Genomic DNA, 18,846 nt, shown 5'->3' with positions numbered 1-18,846 from the left:
GTTCGCCGTCAATACCGTTTTTCTTCGCGCCGTCTTCAAAGATGGAGCGCTGTTTGGCCATCTCTTCCGGCTTTTTCTTACCCATCGCACGACGCAGCATATCCGCACCGCCAAGAGTATAGCCAGAAAGCACCTGGGCAATCTGCATGACCTGTTCCTGATACAGGATGATGCCGTAGGTTGGTTCCAGTACTGGTTTCAGGCTTTCGTGTTGCCACTGCACATCCGGATAGGAGATCTCTTCACGACCATGCTTACGATCGATGAAGTTATCTACCATCCCGGACTGCAACGGCCCCGGACGGAACAGGGCCACCAGGGCTATCATATCTTCGAAGCAGTCAGGCTGCAGACGCTTAATCAGGTCTTTCATGCCGCGGGATTCAAGCTGGAAGACCGCCGTGGTTTCCGAGCGTTGCAGCATATCGAAGCTTTTCTTATCGTCCAGCGGGATAGCGGCAATATCCAGCGGCGGCTCACCGTTCTTTTCACGGCGGGCGTTAATCATCTCCAGCGCCCAGTTAATGATAGTGAGTGTACGCAAGCCAAGGAAGTCGAACTTCACGAGGCCGGCATATTCCACGTCGTTTTTATCAAACTGGGTAACCGGGTGCAGCCCCTGTTCATCACAGTACAGTGGCGCAAAATCGGTGATTTTCGTCGGGGCGATAACCACACCACCGGCGTGTTTACCGGCGTTTCGGGTCACGCCTTCCAGCTTACGCGCCATGTCGATCAGCGCTTTAACCTCTTCATCTGCCTCGTAGATTTCTGGCAGTTGCGGTTCAGCCTCGAAGGCTTTCGCCAGCGTCATCCCCGGATCGGGGGGCACCAGTTTTGAAATACGATCGACAAAGCCGTACGGGTGGCCCAGAACGCGACCCACGTCGCGGATCACCGCTTTCGCCGCCATCGTACCGAAGGTAATAATCTGCGATACCGCATCACGGCCGTACATGTCGGCCACGTGTTCAATCACCTGGTCGCGTTTCTCCATACAGAAGTCAACGTCGAAGTCAGGCATCGAGACACGTTCCGGGTTAAGGAAACGTTCGAACAGCAGGTCAAATTCCAGCGGGTCGAGGTCGGTAATTTTCAGCGCGTAAGCCACCAGCGAGCCCGCACCGGAACCACGGCCTGGCCCTACCGGCACGCCGTTATCTTTCGACCACTGGATAAATTCCATCACGATGAGGAAGTAACCCGGGAACCCCATCTGGTTGATCACCTGCAGTTCAATATCCAGACGTTCATCGTAAGGCGGCCGCTTTTCTTTTCGCACGGCTTCATCCGGGAATAAGAAGGCCAGACGCTCTTCCAGCCCTTCTTTCGATTTCTGGACCAGGAAATCTTCCGTGGTCATATCGCCTGTCGGGAACTGCGGCAGGAAATACTCGCCCAGACGTACCGTTACGTTACAGCGTTTGGCAATTTCAACGGTGTTTTCCAACGCTTCCGGAATATCAGAGAAGAGTTCGCACATCTCCTCTTCCGAGCGCATATATTGCTGCGGCGAGTAATTACGCGGACGTTTGGGATCGTCAAGGGTGAAACCATCGTGAATAGCAACGCGAATTTCATGCGCGTCAAAGTCATCACTGTTGATAAAGCGCACGTCGTTGGTGGCGACCACCGGCAAACTGCGCGCTTCCGCCAGCGCAACGGCAGCATGAAGATAGTTCTCTTCATCGGGACGACCAGTGCGGATAAGCTCAAGGAAGTAACGATCCGGGAAGTGTTCTTCATAGAACGCGACACACTCATCAACCAGCGCGCCGTTACCGCGAAGCAGACTGCGCCCGACGTCACCCATGCGCCCGCCGGAAAGCAGGATCAACCCTTCTTTCAGTTCGATCAGCCAGTCACGATCGATGATCGGCCCCGCCGCGCCATAGCCGCGCTGATAAGCTTTGGATATCAGCAGGGTAAGATTTTGGTACCCGGTGTTATTGGCGGCAAGCACTGTCAGATGCGTCAGTTCATCCCCCATCAGCTCGCTCTGAACATGGAAATCAGCGCCAACAATGGGTTTAATCCCTGCGCCATGACCCGCTCCGTAGAACTTCACCAGACCACAGAGGTTAGTAAAATCGGTGATCGCCAGCGCAGGCATGCCCAACGCGGCCGCCTTTTTCACCAGCGGCCCGGTTTTTGCCAGCCCATCGATCATGGAGTAGTCGCTGTGCACCCGCAGGTGGACGAAACGAGGTTCAGACATCTTCAGATTCCTTCGACACAAGAATCAGGACGCGAGTCCCAGTGCGCGTTTAACGGGAGCAAAACTACGTCGGTGATGCTCCGTTGCGCCATGTTCAGCCAGTTTTTCCAGATGGAAAGCGGTTGGATACCCTTTGTGCTGGGCAAAACCATATTGCGGGAAAACGCTATCCAACGCGGCCATTTCGGCGTCACGCGTGACTTTTGCAAGAATAGACGCGGCGCTGATCTCCGCCACCCGAGTGTCGCCCTTCACTACCGCCAGAGACGGCACAGGTAATGCCGGACAGCGATTACCATCGATCAGCACATATTCCGGCGCAATATGTAACCCCGCCACCGCTCGCTGCATGGCCAACATCGTGGCGTGGAGTATATTCAGCTCATCGATCTCGTGCGGTTCCGCACGACCGAGGCTCCAGCTCAACGCTTTTTCTTTGATTTCGTCATACAGCGCCAGACGGCGCTTTTCAGATAATTTTTTGGAATCGTTAAGACCCACAATCGGGCGAGCCGGGTCGAGGATCACGGCTGCGGTAACGACCGCGCCAACCAACGGACCACGTCCGACTTCATCCACACCCGCCACTAAGTGCGTGTGTGGATAAACAAATTCGATCATCGTGCTAACTCCAGGACCGCATCCGCCGCCTGCTCATCAGCATTACAGCGGATCTGCTGATGCAGTTCGCGGAAAGTATCGTGCATCGCATGACTGGTTTTACCGTTCGCCAGTAAAGGGAGAAGCGCCTCAGCCAGCTTTTGCGGCTCGCACTCTTCCTGCAACAGCTCTTTCACCAGTTCCCTTCCCGCCAGCAGGTTTGGCAGCGAGACATAATCTGTCTTCACCAGTCGCTTCGCCAGCCAGAACGTAAAGGGCTTCATGCGATATCCCACCACCATCGGGCATTTGGCCAGCATGCACTCGAGCGCAGCGGTACCGGATGCCAGCAACGCGGCATCGCTGGCAATCATCGCTTCTCGCGCCATCCCATCCAACATATGGACGGAAAGCGTCGGGGCGACTTCTGCTTTGATCTGCTCAAACTGCTCGCGCCGTTTGGCGTTCACCAATGGCACCACCACCTCAAGATCAGGATAGGTCTGGCGCAACAATTGGGCCGTTTTCAGGAAGTCGGCGCTGAGCATTTCGACTTCCGCACCGCGACTGCCGGGTAATAACGCCAGACAGTGCGCGTCACGGGGGATCCCCAGCACATCTCGCGCCGCGTTTTTATCCGGGTCCAGCGGCATCGCGTCCGCCATGGTGTGACCGATAAAACGGCACGGCACGTTGTACTTGTCGTAAAACGCTTTTTCGAAAGGCAGAAAAGCCAGAACCATATTGGTGGATCTGCCTATTTTGAAAACGCGTTTCTGTCGCCACGCCCAGACGGACGGACTAACGTAATGAATCGTTTTGATACCCTGTTTTTTCAGATTCCCTTCGAGGGTGATATTGAAATCGGGTGCATCTATACCAACGAAGACATCGGGCTGCAGCTCAGTGAATCGACGAGTCAGATCGGCGCGGATATGCAGCAGACGACGCAGGCGTCCAAGCACTTCCACAATGCCCATCACCGCCAGTTCTTCCATTTCATACCAGGCTTCACAGCCTTCGGCCTGCATACGTGGACCTGCGACGCCGACAAAACGCGCGTCGGGGACGCGCGCCTTCAGCGCCCGGATTAAGCCAGCACCAAGAATATCGCCGGAGGTTTCTCCGGCGACCAGGGCAATCGTTAAGGGGCGCTGCTCAGCCATTAACGAATCAGACCGCGCGTTGAGCGGGCAAAGAAATCGCTGAACGCCTGTACTTCCGGATACTGCTTCGCCAGTTCGGCGATTTCCGGTTTTACGTCTTCCAGCATTTTGCCACTACGGTACAACGCTTTGTAAGCATTGCGGATGGCGGTGATCGCTTCGCGAGTAAATCCGCGACGCTTCAGCCCTTCGATGTTGACGCCAAACGGCGTCGCGTGGTTGCCCTGCGCAATAACGTACGGCGGAACGTCCTGAGCAACGCCAGAACAGCCGCCAACCATCACGTGTGCACCAATAATGCAGAACTGGTGCACAGCGGTCATGCCACCGATGATGACATAATCATCCAGCGAGACGTGACCCGCTAGCGTGGCGTTATTCGCCAGAATACAGCGATCCCCGATTGTGCAATCGTGTGCCACATGGGCATTGATCATCAGTAAGTTATCGCTGCCCACCTTCGTCAATCCACCGCCCTGCACTGTGCCACGATGAATGGTAACGCTTTCGCGAATGCGGTTACGATCGCCAATTTCCACACGGGTAGGTTCACCAGCATATTTCAGATCCTGGTTCACTTCGCCAATGGAGGCGAACTGATATATCTCGTTATCGCGGCCAATTTTGGTATGACCATTCACGACAACGTGAGACTTCAGTACGGTACCCTCACCAATTTCAACATGGGGTCCAACAAGACAAAAAGGACCAATGTGAACGTTAGCGCCAAGTGAAGCGCCCTCTTCCACAATGGCGGTCGGATGAACAAAGGCGGATTTATCAATCACGTATCAGGCCTCCCGGCTACGAGCGCACATCATCGTTGCTTCGCAAACTACTTTACCGTCGACCAGAGCAACCCCTTTGAAGCGGGTCAGGCCACGGCGCGTTTTCTCGAAAGTGACTTCCATGATCATCTGATCGCCTGGCACGACAGGACGCTTAAAGCGCGCTTCATCGATACCGGCGAAATAATAGAGTTCTCCCGGCTCCAGTTTACCAACGCTTTTAAACGCCAGAATACCGGTAGCCTGTGCCATGGCTTCCAGAATCAGCACGCCAGGGAAAATCGGTTTACCCGGGAAATGCCCCTGGAAAAACGGCTCGTTAACGGAGACATTTTTCACTGCGCGCAGAAAACGACCTTCTTCAAAGTCCAGCACGCGATCAACCAGTAAAAACGGAAAACGGTGCGGCAGAAGTTCTAAAATCTCTTCAATATGCAGAGTATGAGTGTTAGTAGTCAAAATACTCTTCCTGTCCAAATATGCTAAAAGCCAATAATAACACGGCCTGCCGCAATCGTATGAATGCCGACAGGCCGTAAAGTATGTGTGACCGGGTGAGAGTTTAGTCTTGTTGATTAACCTTGCGCTCAATGGCTTTGAGGCGCTTGCTCATATCATCAATGTTCATCACCAGTGCGGCTGTCTTACGCCATACTTTGTTAGGTTGCAGCGGAATGCCTGAGGAATAGACGCCTGGTTCAGTGATGGGACGCATCACCATCCCCATGCCCGTCACGGTAACCTTGTCGCATATTTCCATATGCCCGTTGATTACGCTGGCACCGCCGATCATGCAATAACGGCCAATCTTCAGGCTGCCCGCCATAATGACGCCACCGGCAACCGCCGTATTGTCGCCAATCACAACGTTATGTGCAATCTGACACTGGTTATCAATGATAACCCCATTGCCGATCACAGTATCATCCAGCGCGCCACGGTCGATGGTGGTACAGGCGCCGATCTCCACACGATCGCCAATAATAACGCGACCTAACTGCGGGATCTTCACCCAGTTGCCGCGATCGTTGGCATAGCCAAAACCGTCAGCACCGATGACCGTACTGGACTGGATCAGGCAATTCTCACCGATCTGAATGTCGTGGTAAACCGATACATTCGCCCACAGACGCGAACCGGCCCCAATTTTCGTATTTTTCCCGACGAAGCAGCCCGGGCCGATAACCACGTTATCGCCAAGCTCCACGCCAGACTCAATCACCGCATTTGCGCCAATTGAAACAGTGCTACCCAGCGTTGCCGTCGCATCAACCACTGCACTCGGTGCAATGTTCTGTGCCGGCTGCGGCGTGGTATCTAAAATTTGCGCCATTCGCGCGTACGTCAGGTAAGGATTCTTCACTACCAGCGCAGCACTCTTAGCAAAAGGAAGATCGTCCTGCGTCATGACAACGGCAGACGCCTGGCATAAGGCCAGGTGCTCACGGTATTTTGGATTCACCATGAAGGTGATGTGACCCGTTTGCGCAGATTGCATGGACGCAACGCCGGTGATGACGATATCGCCATCACCGTGTAATTCTGCATCCAACTGTTCTGCTAAATCAGCCAGTCGAATTGAAGGCATTACTTATTTAACCTGTTTCAGTACGTCAGCGGTGATGTCTTTTACATCGCTGCTGTTATAAGCAACGGTGTTTGCGTCAACGACCAGATCGATGCTCTGGCTGCTGGCAACAGATTTCACTGCAGTCTGGATACGGGTAACCAGTTTGCCACGTTCTTCGTTGGAACGACGTGCACGATCCTGCTCAAAAGCCTGCGCTTTCTGAGAGAAGGTCTGGCGCTGAGCCATCACGTCTTTTTCCAGCTTAGTACGATCGCTGCCCGCTTTCATGGACTGCAGACGCTGCATTTTAGATTGCAGATCGGATTCCATACGCTGCAGTTCGCTCGCGCGGCCTTTAAACTCATTTTCCAACGTGTTGGAAACACCGGTCTTCTGTGCAACCTGCTGGAACAGGCTACCCATGTTGACGATAGCAATTTTGTCAGCAGCCTGTGCAGACGTAACCATTGCTAAACCGAGACCTGCCGCTAATAACCACTTTTTCACAATAAACTCCTTACCATCCCATTTGCACCCGAAGGTGCAGTTCTTTGCGTGGCCAGGCGATCCCATGCAAGATGATCGCCTAAAGTCATCGCTACACTACCATTACATTCCTTTGCGAAGAACAATTACCAGGTTTTACCAATGTTAAACTGGAACTGCTCTTTTTTGTCTCCATCGTAATCCTTAAACGGCTGGGCGTAGGAGAAGACCAACGGCCCCAATGGGGACATCCATTGTAATGCGATACCAGCAGACATACGGATATTGCTTGGATCACTGTAGTCTGGATAACCGGAATATGCACTTGAATCCCAGTTAGTATCCCAGACGGTACCCATATCCCAGAAGAACGAAGTACGTACCGAGTTGGCGTATTTATCACTGATGAACGGCGTTGGGGTAATGAACTCCAGGCTGGCGACAGCCATGGCGTTACCGCCCACTGCATCATCCGATTTACACGGCGCCGATTGCGTGCTTTCACATTCGTTATCGTAGTCGCTATCGCCATCATGACGACTGCTGGATGGATAATAAACGGCTTTCGGACCAATGGTGTTGGACTGGAAGCCACGCACGGTGCTGGAGCCACCGGCATAGAAGTTCTCATAGAACGGCATCTCTTTACCGCCGATTCCATCCCCATAACCCCAACGGGTACGACCGAGGACCACCCACTTATGATCGTCGTCGATCGGTACGTAGGTTGCGGTATCCAGTGTCGCTTTGTAGAACTCGTTATCAGAGCCAGGGATCGTCACCTTACCGTTCAGGTTGATACGCGTCCCTTCCGTCGGGAAGAAGCCACGGTCAAGCTTGTTATAAGTCCAACCATAGTTGAAGGTGAAGTCGTTGGCGCTAAAGGAGTTGCGGTCATTCGATTCACTCGGGTATTCACCCACGGAGTTCAAATAACGCCACATCGCGACCTGCGGCTGCATATTAGACAGGGAGTTATGCACATACCCTAAACCCGCACGCAGGGTGTTGTATTCGTTGACCGGGAAGCCCAGCGTGACGTCTGTACCATAACTTTTGTTGGTATAGTCAGACAGATCCGCATCGTTCGCATCAAAGTCGTTATAGAAGATGCGCCCACCCAGACTCACGCCATCAACGGTGAAGTACGGGTTGGTGACGGACAGTTCGCTGTAGGTCTGGTAATCGTTCTTGGTACCGTTAATCCCTACCGCGTAACCCGTGCCCAGCCAGTTATCCTGCTGAACACCGGCCTGGAAGCTTACGCCGCTTTCCGTACCGTAACCGACACCGAAGTTAAAGCTACCGGTGTTACGCTCTTTCACCTTATAGACCACGTCTACCTGGTCCGGGCTGCCCGGAACACGCTGCGTGTCGGTGTCGACCGTTTCAAAGTAACCCAGACGGTTCAGACGCTCTTTACCCTGATCAACCATATCACTGCCCAGCCATGCCCCTTCCATCTGGCGCATTTCGCGACGCAGGACGGCATCTTTGGACGTGTCGTTACCTTCAAAACGGATCTTACGCACGTAGAAACGGTTACCCGCATCAACGTTTACGCGCAGCATAACGGTTTTGTCAGTATCGTTGATTTCCGGCTGTGACTGAACACGCGGATAGGCGTAACCATAGCGACCCAGAAGCTTCTTAATATCATCTTCCATTTTGGTCACTTTGGTGCCGTTATAGAGTTCGCCCGGCTCAATTTTGGTCAGGCTTTCGATCTCCGCAGAATGCCCCGCCAGGTTCCCCGTTACCTGAACGCCAGAAAGCTTATACTGCTCGCCTTCCGTGATGTTCACGGTAATGTAGATCCCTTTCTTATCCGGGGTCAGGCTGACCTGCGTTGAGTCGATGTTGAAACGCGCGTAACCGCGATCCAGGTAGTAACTGCGCAGGGTTTCAAGGTCACCCGCCAGTTTCTGCTTCTGGTATTTGCGATCGCCAACAACGTTCCACCACGGAACTTCATCACGCAACTGGAAGTGAGAGATCAGTTCATCCGTGCTGAAGGCATGATTACCGACGATATTGATCTGCTGGATCTTCGCCGATACCCCTTCCTGGAACACCAGTTTAAGGTCAACACGGTTACGCGGCAGTGGCGTGACAACGGCTTTCACGCTGGCACTGTATTTACCGACGCTGTAGTAGAAGTCTTCCAGACCTTTCTCGATATCGGCAATGGTGGTGCGATCCAAAGATTCGCCAACACGCACGCCAGAAGCCTCGAGGTTTTGCTTCAGCATGTCATCTTTCACCGATTTGTTACCGGAGAAGGTGATGCTGGCAATAGTCGGACGTTCTTTTACCTGAACCAGAAGCGTATCGCCATCGCGAAGGACACGAACATCCTCAAAGTTGCCAGTGGCAAACAGTGCGCGAATGGTATTACTGATATCTTCATCATTAACCGTGTCGCCTGTGCGCACCGGCATACTGAGGAGGGCCGCACCAACGGCGACACGCTGCAGGCCTTCGAAATGAATGTCCTTCACTACGAACCCTTCAGCACCGTATACGGTCGCGCTGCTAAACAGCAGCGACGCTATGAGCAACTTTTTCATCGCCATCGTTATTATGCGTTCTTCCTAACTAACTCTCTTACAACCGAGAGAAATCATTGAAAAGTGCAAGCCCCATTAACAGCACCAGCAATATCGAGCCAATGCGATAACTAAAGTCTTGAACCCGCTCGGATACCGGTCCGCCCTTAAGCTTTTCAATCGCCAGGAACAGCAGATGCCCCCCGTCAAGAACGGGCAACGGAAACAGGTTGATTATCCCTAAGTTCACGCTAATCAGCGCAAGGAACATCAGATAATAAATCACCCCGAACTCCGCTGACATCCCAGCCCCCTGAGCGATAGAAATCGGCCCACTGAGGTTGTTCAGTTTCACATCACCGGTTATCAATTTTCCCAGCATACTGACCGTCAGCTTCATCAACTGCCACGTTTTATCCGTGGCCTGTGCAATGGCGCTGAATGGTCCATACTGGCGTACTGTCTTGTACTCATCCGGCAGAGGAATGATTTTCGGCACAACACCGGCAAACCCTTCTGCCTTCCCATTACCCGGTTTCGAATCCGGAATTAATGTTAAAGACAAGGCACTGCCCTGCCTTTCAATTTCCAGCGCTAACGGCTGACCCGGATTATCGCGCACCAGGTTCACGAACGTCATCCACTGCGTTAGCGGTTGACCATCGACTTTAACGATCCTGTCGCCAGCTTGCAAACCCGCCTTACTTGCGGCGGACTGAGCCTGGACTTCTGACAGCACCGGTTCAATCTGTGGTCCGCGCGGTCGAATCCCTAAAGAAGATACAGGATCTTCCTTATCAGGCTCAAATGCCCACTGCCGCAAATCCAGCGTTTTTTCCTGTCGCTGGTTGCTGCCGAAAGGCGCCACACTGATTGTCGTCTGTTCGTCGCCTATTTTTGCGACCAACTGTAAACGCACTGCGTCCCAATCAGGGGTTTCGATACCATCAACGGCTTTAAGTTCCGTGCCAGGAATAATTTGCGCCTGAGCGGCAATCGAGTTGGGCGTAATTTCACCAACAACCGGACGAACACCGGGGACGCCGATGATAAACACAAGCCAGTAAGCGAAGATGGCAAAAAGGAAATTGGCAACCGGACCGGCGGCAATGATCGCGGCGCGCTGGCCGACGGTTTTGTTGTTGAAAGCGTGGTGGCGCAGCTCCGGGATCACCGGTTCCGCGCGCTCATCCAGCATTTTGACATAGCCGCCCAGCGGGATCAGGGCGATGACATATTCGGTCCCAGACCGATCGGTACGGCGCCAGAGCGCTTTACCAAATCCAATGGAAAAGCGCTCGACACGGACACCGCAGCGCCGGGCAACCCAGAAATGACCAAATTCATGCACGGTGATCAGCACACCCAGTGCGACAATGAATGCAGCCAGATTCCAGAGAATACTCAGCATAAAACCTTCCGTTAAAGCGTCTTGAATACCAGTAACAACAGGCAAGCAAAGACCGGTACTGCCGCCGTCAGGCTGTCAATACGGTCCAGAATACCACCGTGTCCTGGAATCAAATGACCGCTGTCTTTAATTCCTGCTTCACGCTTAAACATGCTCTCGGTCAGATCGCCCAGCACGGAGGCCAGCGCAGCGACAATAGAACAGATTAATAAGGTGACAGGCGCAACATCCAGATTCGCCCACATGCCGTAACCCCAGGAGATCACAGCCGCTGTGGCAAGGCCACCCAAAAAGCCCTGCCAGGTTTTCCCCGGCGACACTTTCGGCGCCAGTTTATGTTTGCCAAACAGTTTGCCAAACATATACGCCCCGGAGTCCGCCCCCCAGACCAGGATCATGACATAGAGCAGCCATATTGCGCCACTGTAATGATTCTCGTCATAGTGCCATGCACGCAACGCCAGCATTCCCCAGAAGAAGGGAACTATCGTGAGCACGCCAAAAATTATGCGTAATGTCTTCGAATTACGCCAGATCGTCGCCGAGTCGGGGTAAAAAAACACCAGCACTAACGCAACAACCCACCAGCCCAGCGATGCCCACAACGAGGCTTCGACCATCGGCTGATGAATATTATGATGATATTCCGGCAACAGAAACAGCATCAGTGCGAGCAATAGCCCACACAGCACCGCCAGCCAGACGCGTTGCGTGCGCGTGGCAAAACCGCTTAACTGTCCCCATTCCCACGCGGCCAGCATACAAACAACCAACGTCACAATGGCGAACCCCACCGGCGGCAGCAGAAACAGCGCCGCGATGACCACGGGTATTAAAACGAAAGCAGAAATTAGGCGATACTTCAGCAAAAGCGACCCCCATCAGGCTTTGTCATCACCGGGCTCGGTGCCGCCGAAACGACGCTCTCGATTAGCAAAGGCATGCAGTGCACCTTCAAAGTCTTGTTCATCGAAATCGGGCCAAAGAACATCTGTAAAGTAAAGTTCGGCATAGGCAATTTGCCAAAGCAAAAAGTTACTTATTCGATGCTCTCCCCCAGTCCTAATTACTAAATCCACCGGAGCCAGCTCATGCATACAGATTTGTTGGTTGAGCATGTCTTCATCAATCTGATCAGGACGCAGTAAACCTTCCTGCACCTGTTCTGCCAGTTGTCTGACTCCCTGGACAATGTCCCAACGTCCGCCGTAATTCGCCGCAATATTCAGCGTCAGCCCGGTATTCTGGGCGGTAAGCGCTTCAGACTTACGAATACGTTCTTGCAAACGCGAGTTAAATCGACTGGTGTCGCCAATAATGCGCAGGCGGACGTTATGGCGATGCAGGCTTTTCACTTCACTATCAAGCGCCCACACAAATAGCTCCATTAACGCACTCACTTCCTGCGCCGGTCGGTTCCAGTTTTCACTACTAAAGGCATACAGCGTTAACGCATCAATACCATTGTTGGCAGCAAAAGAGACGGCACGGCGGACGGATTTCGCTCCGGCCTTATGCCCAAATGCGCGAATCTTCCCTTGCTTTTTCGCCCAGCGACCATTGCCATCCATAATGATCGCGACATGGCGACAGCCATGTGCAGGCAAATTTTCGCTTACTGGTTGAGTTGCAGACAACATAACGCGTTTATAGTCCCTGAAAGGATTTAGCGGTACTCAGGAATACTGAAGCCTTTTGCTCTTCATCCTTCAGGCTGCCTCTTCGTTGGCTGTGATCATTCGCCTCAGTCACATACTCTTTGTATGCGCCTGGAAACTCATTCACTTGCCACCTTGATGCAACCTGAATGATTTTGTGCATCCACAAAAAAGCCGTGTCAAACCACGGCTTACCTGACCGAAAAAAGCCAAATACCTGCGATCAGGTGGCGCAGACTATATCACTGAAGCACAACGCTAACAAATAGCACGATCTCCTCCGGGAGGATAATCCTCAGCTTGCGAGTCGCATCACTTGTTTTCTGGCGACTTCTCGCGCAATCGCATCGACCTTAAGTACGTCATCGACGCTCTGTGGTTCCTGTAGATCCATCTGCTCCAGCACGGCTAAATTGAGATCGGCGATATCGGTAAAGCGTATTTCTTCAGCAAGAAATGCAGCCACGACAATTTCATTGGCTGCATTCAGCGCGGTTGTGGCGGCCTGCCCCTGCTCAAACGCCTCCATCGCCAGTTTCAGGCACGGATAACGTTGGTAATCCGGCGCGCTAAACGTCAGCGCACTGAGTTTGCAGAAATCGAGCGGTGCAACGCCAGAGGTTACGCGATTCGGCCAGGCCATCGTATGTGCGATAGGCGTGCGCATGTCTGGCTCACCCAGTTGCGCCAGAACGCTGCCGTCCTGATAACGCACCATCGAGTGAATCACCGACTGCGGGTGAATCAGCACTTCCATCTGACGGGCACTGGCGTTAAACAACCAACGCGCTTCAATGTATTCCAGACCTTTATTCATCATAGTGGCTGAGTCGACGGAGATCTTACGTCCCATCGACCAGTTCGGATGACGGCATGCCTGATCGGGCGTCATCGACACCAGTTCATGCAGCGGCGTTTCCCGGAACGGGCCACCAGACCCGGTAAGCAAAACGGACATCACGCCATTCTGCTCCAGGTCAGCGTATCCCAGATTGTGTTGAATGGGTTGGGGCATACTCTGAAAAATAGCGTTATGTTCGCTGTCTACCGGTAAAAGTCGGGCTTTACTGTGCTTCACGGCGTCCATGAACAGGCGTCCACAGGTCACCAAAGATTCTTTGTTTGCCAGCAGAATGGTTTTTCCCGCGCGAATGGCGGCAAGCGTTGGCAGCAGGCCCGCCGCGCCAACGATGGCCGCCATGACCTGATCGACCTCATCAAGCGCCGCCATATCACAAGCCGCCTGTTGCCCGCTGAGAACGTCCGTATGGCTACCATGCTGCTTCAGCGCGTCATTGAGAAGGCGCGCGCTGGCGTCATCGTCCATCACGGCATAACGCGGGGAGAATTCCAGGCACTGCTCCACCATACGGCTGACATTTTTACCTGCCACCAGCGCGATAACGCGAAAGTGCTCAGGGTTTTGACGCACCACGTCCAGCGTGCTGCAACCGATAGAGCCGGTCGAACCCAGAATGGTTAATTGCTTCATCAAACATCCGAAAAAAGAGACAGGATAAAAAGCAAAACGCCGCCAGCCGATCGTATGATCTTCTGAGCGGCGTTTTGAGCGTACAGCGGAATCAGAACTGCATCAGTTCTGCTTCTTTATCTGCCAGCGCCGCATCCACTTTCTTGATGGCGGCATCCGTCATTTTCTGTACGTCGTCCTGAGAACGGCGATCGTCATCTTCGCTGATCTCTTTGTCTTTCAGCAGTGCTTTCACTTTGTCGTTCGCGTCACGGCGGACGTTACGTACGGCAACACGCGCCTGTTCAGCTTCACCACGAACGATTTTCGTCAGATCTTTGCGACGCTCTTCCGTCAGCGGAGGCAGCGGAACGCGAATATCGCTGCCTGCGGAGCTCGGGTTCAGACCGAGGTCAGAAGCCATAATCGCTTTCTCAACGGCCGGGCTCATGGAGCGATCAAACACGTTGATTTTCAGGGTACGGGAATCTTCTACCGTTACGCTTGCCAGCTGACGCAACGGCGTTGGCGTGCCGTAATATTCCACGACAATGCCATCCAGCAGGCTGGGAGAAGCACGACCCGTGCGTATTTTGCTGATTTGGTTTTTGAACGCTTCTACGCATTTTTCCATGCGTACTTCAGCATCTTTTCTGATATCGCTAATCACGTTACGAATCCTTGGATACTAGTCTCAGTCAGACCAGACAGCACACAATACACTTCATCCTTCAAGCTGCCTCTGCGTTGACTGCAAGCGTTCACTCCAGTCACGTACTCAGGTACGCTCCTGGAGATTCACGCTCTTGTCGCCCTGACGCAGCATGAATGACTTTGTGTATTCAGAATGTGCTCAGTATAGTCTCGTTTAATTTATGACACAGGATATAAAAGTCCCGCCGGGTAAAGGCAAATCTTACCCGGAATTGGCCAATACGGGAATTATTCCGTAATTAACGTGCCTTCTTTTTCACCCATGACCACGCGACGCAGTGCGCCTGGCTTGTTCATGTTGAAGACACGAATCGGCAACTTATGGTCACGCGCCAGCGTAAACGCCGCCAGATCCATCACTTTCAGTTCTTTATCCAGCACTTCGTTGTAGGTCAACTGCTCGTACATGGTGGCCGAAGGATCTTTCGCCGGATCGGCAGTAAAGACGCCATCGACTTTCGTTGCTTTCAGCACCACGTCGGCTTCGATTTCAATGCCACGCAGGCACGCCGCAGAGTCAGTGGTGAAGAAAGGATTACCGGTACCCGCAGAGAGGATAACCACGCGGTTATTACGCAGCAGGCTGATAGCCTCTGCCCAGCTGTAGTTGTCGCATACGCCATTCAGTGGGATAGCGGACATCAGGCGGGCGTTCACATAGGCGCGGTGAAGCGCATCGCGCATTGCCAGGCCGTTCATCACGGTGGCCAGCATGCCCATGTGGTCGCCCACAACGCGGTTCATACCCGCTTTCGCCAGACCAGCACCACGGAACAAGTTACCGCCACCAATCACCACACCAACCTGAATACCCAGTTCAACCAGTTCTTTGATTTCCTGAGCCATACGATCCAGTATGCTTGCGTCAATACCGAAGCCTTCCGAACCCTGCAGAGCTTCGCCACTTAACTTAAGCAGAATGCGTTTATAGACGGGTTTTGCATTGGTAGCCATGTTTCTTTCCTGAGACTGTCAACGATTAAAAATGGGGGTAAATTCTGGCGACAATGATATGTCGCTACTCAGTACAACGAAATAAGAGCCATACTGATTTTGCGAGACGGGTGACAAAAAGAAGCCGCCCTCAGGCGGCTCCTTTTCGACAATTAAGACTGCTTGGACATCGCAGCAACTTCTGCTGCAAAGTCAGTCTCAACTTTCTCGATGCCTTCGCCCACTTCGAAGCGGATGAAGCCAGTAACGTCAGCGTTGTGCTCTTTCAGCAGCTGACCAACAGACTTGCTTGGCTCCATAACGAAAGGCTGACCCGTCAGAGAAACTTCGCCGGTGAATTTCTTCATGCGGCCTTCAACCATTTTCTCTGCGATTTCTTTCGGCTTACCAGACTGCATCGCGATGTCCAGCTGAACCTGGTATTCTTTTTCTACCACTTCAGCAGACACGTCTTCCGGCTTAACAAATTCAGGCTTGCTTGCAGCAACGTGCATTGCCAGCTGCTTAACCAGCTCTTCGTCTGCGCCTTTAGCGGCAACCAGAACACCGATGCGCGCACCGTGCTGGTAGCTACCCAGAACGTCACCTTCCAGGGAAGCGATACGGCGGATGTTGATGTTCTCACCGATTTTCGCTACCAGCGCAACGCGCTCTTCTTCGAACTGCGCTTTCAGCACTTCAACGTCAGTGATTTTGCCAGCAACAGCGGCATCCAGCACTTTGTCAGCAAATGCCTGGAAACCACCATCTTTAGCAACGAAGTCAGTCTGGCAGTTAACTTCCAGAATGAAAGCGATGTTGCCGTCGATTTTGGTTTTGATCACGCCGTCAGCAGCAACGTTGCCTGCTTTTTTCGCCGCTTTGATAGCGCCGGACTTACGCATGTTTTCGATTGCCAGCTCGATGTCGCCATTAGCTTCAGTCAGTGCTTTTTTGCAATCCATCATGCCTGCGCCAGTACGCTCACGCAGCTCTTTTACCAGGGATGCGGTAATTTCAGCCATTCTAAAATCCTCGGAAGATTTGATCTGCCCGGCGTCAAACCGCACAGATTTAAAAGTGAAAAAGGGGGCCATATACAGGCCCCCTAACCAAACATGATACTACCTGGTTTATAAGGGCTCTTCCCCTTCATATTCCGAACCGCAGGAGCGTTTTCTTCGCTCGCTCATCCCAGTCACTTACTAATGTAAGCTCCCGGGAATTCTCGAGCTTGCCGCCTTCCTGCAACTCGCACTATTTCAGGGAAGTTATCAAGCCTTATTATTCAGCTTCTACGAAGCTTTCTTCCGCCTGGGAAGCCAGATCCTGAGAACGGCCTTCACGAACGGTTGCAGCAACAGCGCCCAGGTACAGGCTAACAGCACGGATTGCGTCGTCGTTACCCGGGATAACGAAGTCAACACCATCCGGATCAGAGTTGGTATCAACGATAGCAAATACCGGAATACCCAGGTTGTTTGCTTCTTTGATAGCAATGTGCTCGTGGTCAGCATCGATGACGAACAGAGCGTCCGGCAGACCGCCCATGTCTTTGATACCGCCCAGGCTGTTTTCCAGTTTCTCAAGCTCACGAGTACGCATCAGCGCTTCTTTCTTGGTCAGCTTTTCGAAAGTACCGTCCTGAGACTGAGTTTCCAGGTCTTTCAGACGTTTGATGGACTGACGAACGGTTTTCCAGTTAGTCAGCATACCGCCCAGCCAGCGATGGTTCACGAAGAACTGGTCGCAGCTGTTAGCAGCGTCTTTCACCGCTTCGCTTGCAGCGCGTTTAGTACCAACGAAAAGGATTTTACCTTTACGAGAAGCAATCTTGTTCAGTTCAGCCAGCGCTTCGTTGAACATCGGTACAGTTTTCTCAAGGTTGATGATGTGAACTTTGTTACGCGCACCGAAGATGAACGGCTTCATTTTCGGGTTCCAGTAACGGGTCTGGTGACCGAAGTGAACACCAGCCTTGAGCATGTCGCGCATGGAAACAGTTGCCATGATTAAAACCTCTATAGATAAAGTTGGGGTTATGCCTCCACGTATCCCATATTACCGACCCCAAAGGGCACCCCGGAATATGTGCCGATACGTGTGTGTTGTTACACAAAGTGAGATTTGTCGCTTCCGTCCATTCTGTGTATACGAAATGAGATCGGAAGTCCGGCGCGCTTTATACCACAAATACGCCGTGGACACCAATAATTGTTGGCGGTCTGTGCTGTTAATGATTCTCAATTTGGCAGCATGTATGCTGGACTGATACCATTGACAGCACTTACACAATTATTGTCGAAATAATCGACACTGATGGACAGAATTCATGGCTATCTCAATCAAGACCCCTGAAGAAATCGAAAAAATGCGCGTCGCGGGCCGTCTGGCCGCGGAAGTGCTGGAGATGATCGAACCGTATATCAAACCGGGCGTTAGCACGGGTGAACTGGATCGTATCTGTAATGACTACATCGTTAACGAGCAGCATGCGATCTCGGCCTGCCTCGGCTATCACGGTTATCCGAAATCCGTCTGCATCTCTATTAATGAAGTGGTGTGTCACGGGATTCCGGATGATGCCAAGCATCTGAAAGATGGCGATATCGTCAACATCGACGTAACCGTCATTAAAGACGAGTACCACGGCGATACCTCCAAAATGTTTATCGTCGGCAAACCGACCATTCTGGGCGAGCGTCTGTGCCGCGTCACTCAGGAAAGCCTGTATCTGGCGCTGCGAATGGTGAAACCAGATATCCGTCTGCGTACGCTCGGTGCGGCGATCCAGAAATATGCGGAAGGAGAAGGTTTCTCCGTGGTACGTGAATACTGCGGACACGGCATTGGTCGTGGCTTCCACGAAGAGCCACAGGTGCTGCACTATGATGCGGATGACGGCGGCGTGGTGCTGCAACCGGGCATGACCTTTACCATCGAACCGATGCTCAACGCCGGTGATTACCGTATCCGCACAATGAAAGACGGCTGGACGGTCAAAACCAAAGACCGGAGCTTGTCTGCACAATACGAGCATACTATTGTGGTGACCGATAACGGCTGTGAAATTCTGACGTTACGTAAGGATGACACCATCCCGGCGGTCATTACGCACGACGCATAACTTTTTTGCCTGATGGCGCTCTCGCTTATCAGGCCTACAAATGGCACTATTCCGTAGGCCGGATAAGGCACTTTCGCCATATCCGGCTTTTTTAATGGGTGGCGCATAATGAATACACTTCCTGAACAACACGCGAATACCGCACTCCCCACCCT

General features: G+C 52.7%; 17 protein-coding genes. 1 reads left to right on the top strand and 16 read right to left on the bottom strand.

All coding sequences use genetic code 11. The features are described 5' to 3' along the window. The 16 genes from dnaE to rpsB form a co-directional block, all read right to left on the bottom strand. On the bottom strand, positions 1–2,218 hold a 2,218-nt coding region (gene dnaE / locus AB7E14_RS06475; RefSeq protein WP_428169407.1), incomplete at its 3' end, for a DNA polymerase III subunit alpha. Between the two features lie 24 nt (positions 2,219–2,242). Beyond that, positions 2,243–2,839 carry a ribonuclease HII gene (rnhB, locus tag AB7E14_RS06470; protein WP_316962714.1) on the bottom strand — a complete coding sequence of 199 codons (597 nt, stop codon included), beginning with the start codon at positions 2,837–2,839 and terminating at the stop codon, positions 2,243–2,245. Further along, entirely contained in the window at positions 2,836–3,984 is a 1,149-nt protein-coding gene (gene lpxB, locus AB7E14_RS06465; protein WP_042997858.1) for a lipid-A-disaccharide synthase, read from the bottom strand. The genes rnhB and lpxB overlap by 4 nt, the downstream gene beginning before the upstream one ends. Then, positions 3,984–4,772 carry an acyl-ACP--UDP-N-acetylglucosamine O-acyltransferase gene (gene lpxA, locus AB7E14_RS06460; RefSeq protein ID WP_316962713.1) on the bottom strand — a complete coding sequence of 263 codons (789 nt, stop codon included), beginning with the start codon at positions 4,770–4,772 and terminating at the stop codon, positions 3,984–3,986. The genes lpxB and lpxA overlap by 1 nt, the downstream gene beginning before the upstream one ends. A 3-nt stretch (positions 4,773–4,775) precedes the next feature. After that, positions 4,776–5,231: a 3-hydroxyacyl-ACP dehydratase FabZ gene (gene fabZ, locus AB7E14_RS06455; RefSeq protein WP_003018528.1), complete on the bottom strand. Its 456-nt coding sequence runs from the start codon at positions 5,229–5,231 to the stop codon at positions 4,776–4,778. Between the two features lie 103 nt (positions 5,232–5,334). Further along, on the bottom strand, positions 5,335–6,360 hold the full coding sequence (gene lpxD / locus AB7E14_RS06450) for a UDP-3-O-(3-hydroxymyristoyl)glucosamine N-acyltransferase (RefSeq protein ID WP_044329114.1): 1,026 nt from the start codon (positions 6,358–6,360) through the stop codon (positions 5,335–5,337). A gap of 3 nt (positions 6,361–6,363) precedes the next feature. Then, the gene (gene skp / locus AB7E14_RS06445) at positions 6,364–6,849 is read right to left on the bottom strand and encodes a molecular chaperone Skp (RefSeq protein ID WP_042323679.1); all 486 of its coding nucleotides are present in this window, start codon (positions 6,847–6,849) and stop codon (positions 6,364–6,366) included. Between the two features lie 125 nt (positions 6,850–6,974). Further along, positions 6,975–9,404 carry an outer membrane protein assembly factor BamA gene (gene bamA / locus AB7E14_RS06440; protein ID WP_044255371.1) on the bottom strand — a complete coding sequence of 810 codons (2,430 nt, stop codon included), beginning with the start codon at positions 9,402–9,404 and terminating at the stop codon, positions 6,975–6,977. A 31-nt stretch (positions 9,405–9,435) separates the two neighbouring features. Beyond that, on the bottom strand, positions 9,436–10,788 hold the full coding sequence (gene rseP / locus AB7E14_RS06435; RefSeq protein ID WP_044255374.1) for a sigma E protease regulator RseP: 1,353 nt from the start codon (positions 10,786–10,788) through the stop codon (positions 9,436–9,438). A gap of 11 nt (positions 10,789–10,799) precedes the next feature. Next, the gene (cdsA, locus tag AB7E14_RS06430) at positions 10,800–11,657 is read right to left on the bottom strand and encodes a phosphatidate cytidylyltransferase (protein WP_316962712.1); all 858 of its coding nucleotides are present in this window, start codon (positions 11,655–11,657) and stop codon (positions 10,800–10,802) included. Positions 11,658–11,669: 12 nt separating this feature from the next. Then, complete coding sequence (ispU, locus tag AB7E14_RS06425) at positions 11,670–12,428, bottom strand: (2E,6E)-farnesyl-diphosphate-specific ditrans,polycis-undecaprenyl-diphosphate synthase (protein ID WP_042997864.1); 759 nt, start codon at positions 12,426–12,428, stop codon at positions 11,670–11,672. A 313-nt stretch (positions 12,429–12,741) separates the two neighbouring features. Next, positions 12,742–13,938: a 1-deoxy-D-xylulose-5-phosphate reductoisomerase gene (gene ispC, locus AB7E14_RS06420; RefSeq protein WP_044255378.1), complete on the bottom strand. Its 1,197-nt coding sequence runs from the start codon at positions 13,936–13,938 to the stop codon at positions 12,742–12,744. Positions 13,939–14,029: 91 nt separating this feature from the next. Further along, positions 14,030–14,587 (bottom strand): ribosome recycling factor, encoded by a 558-nt coding sequence (frr, locus tag AB7E14_RS06415; RefSeq protein WP_042323692.1) that lies wholly within the window; start codon positions 14,585–14,587, stop codon positions 14,030–14,032. Positions 14,588–14,859: 272 nt separating this feature from the next. Next, positions 14,860–15,585, bottom strand: coding sequence for a UMP kinase (gene pyrH / locus AB7E14_RS06410; protein WP_042323694.1), 726 nt, complete (start codon positions 15,583–15,585; stop codon positions 14,860–14,862). Between the two features lie 152 nt (positions 15,586–15,737). Beyond that, positions 15,738–16,589 (bottom strand): translation elongation factor Ts, encoded by an 852-nt coding sequence (gene tsf, locus AB7E14_RS06405; RefSeq protein WP_042323696.1) that lies wholly within the window; start codon positions 16,587–16,589, stop codon positions 15,738–15,740. Positions 16,590–16,848: 259 nt separating this feature from the next. Further along, on the bottom strand, positions 16,849–17,574 hold the full coding sequence (gene rpsB / locus AB7E14_RS06400) for a 30S ribosomal protein S2 (protein ID WP_012133990.1): 726 nt from the start codon (positions 17,572–17,574) through the stop codon (positions 16,849–16,851). Between the two features lie 322 nt (positions 17,575–17,896). Here rpsB and map point away from each other — a divergent pair, with 322 nt between their 5' ends. Next, a complete protein-coding gene (map, locus tag AB7E14_RS06395) occupies positions 17,897–18,691 on the top strand; it encodes a type I methionyl aminopeptidase (RefSeq protein ID WP_316962711.1) in 795 nt (264 codons plus the stop codon). The last annotated feature ends 155 nt before the right edge of the window (positions 18,692–18,846 follow it).

The organism is Citrobacter sp., assembly GCF_050252275.1.
Lineage (GTDB): Bacteria > Pseudomonadota > Gammaproteobacteria > Enterobacterales > Enterobacteriaceae > Citrobacter_A > Citrobacter_A amalonaticus.
Note: the sequence above shows the minus strand (reverse complement) of the source record. Positions and strands in the feature narration are given on the sequence as shown.

Bases quoted from the DNA above. Each gene is read 5' to 3' on its own strand.
- rnhB (WP_316962714.1), bottom strand. From the start codon at position 2,839: ATGATCGAATTTGTTTATCCACACACGCACTTAGTGGCGGGTGTGGAT.
- lpxB (WP_042997858.1), bottom strand. From the start codon at position 3,984: ATGGCTGAGCAGCGCCCCTTAACGATTGCCCTGGTCGCCGGAGAAACC.
- lpxD (WP_044329114.1), bottom strand. From the start codon at position 6,360: ATGCCTTCAATTCGACTGGCTGATTTAGCAGAACAGTTGGATGCAGAA.
- bamA (WP_044255371.1), bottom strand. From the start codon at position 9,404: ATGGCGATGAAAAAGTTGCTCATAGCGTCGCTGCTGTTTAGCAGCGCG.
- rseP (WP_044255374.1), bottom strand. From the start codon at position 10,788: ATGCTGAGTATTCTCTGGAATCTGGCTGCATTCATTGTCGCACTGGGT.
- ispU (WP_042997864.1), bottom strand. From the start codon at position 12,428: ATGTTGTCTGCAACTCAACCAGTAAGCGAAAATTTGCCTGCACATGGC.
- ispC (WP_044255378.1), bottom strand. From the start codon at position 13,938: ATGAAGCAATTAACCATTCTGGGTTCGACCGGCTCTATCGGTTGCAGC.
- pyrH (WP_042323694.1), bottom strand. From the start codon at position 15,585: ATGGCTACCAATGCAAAACCCGTCTATAAACGCATTCTGCTTAAGTTA.
- tsf (WP_042323696.1), bottom strand. From the start codon at position 16,589: ATGGCTGAAATTACCGCATCCCTGGTAAAAGAGCTGCGTGAGCGTACT.
- rpsB (WP_012133990.1), bottom strand. From the start codon at position 17,574: ATGGCAACTGTTTCCATGCGCGACATGCTCAAGGCTGGTGTTCACTTC.
- map (WP_316962711.1), top strand. From the start codon at position 17,897: ATGGCTATCTCAATCAAGACCCCTGAAGAAATCGAAAAAATGCGCGTC.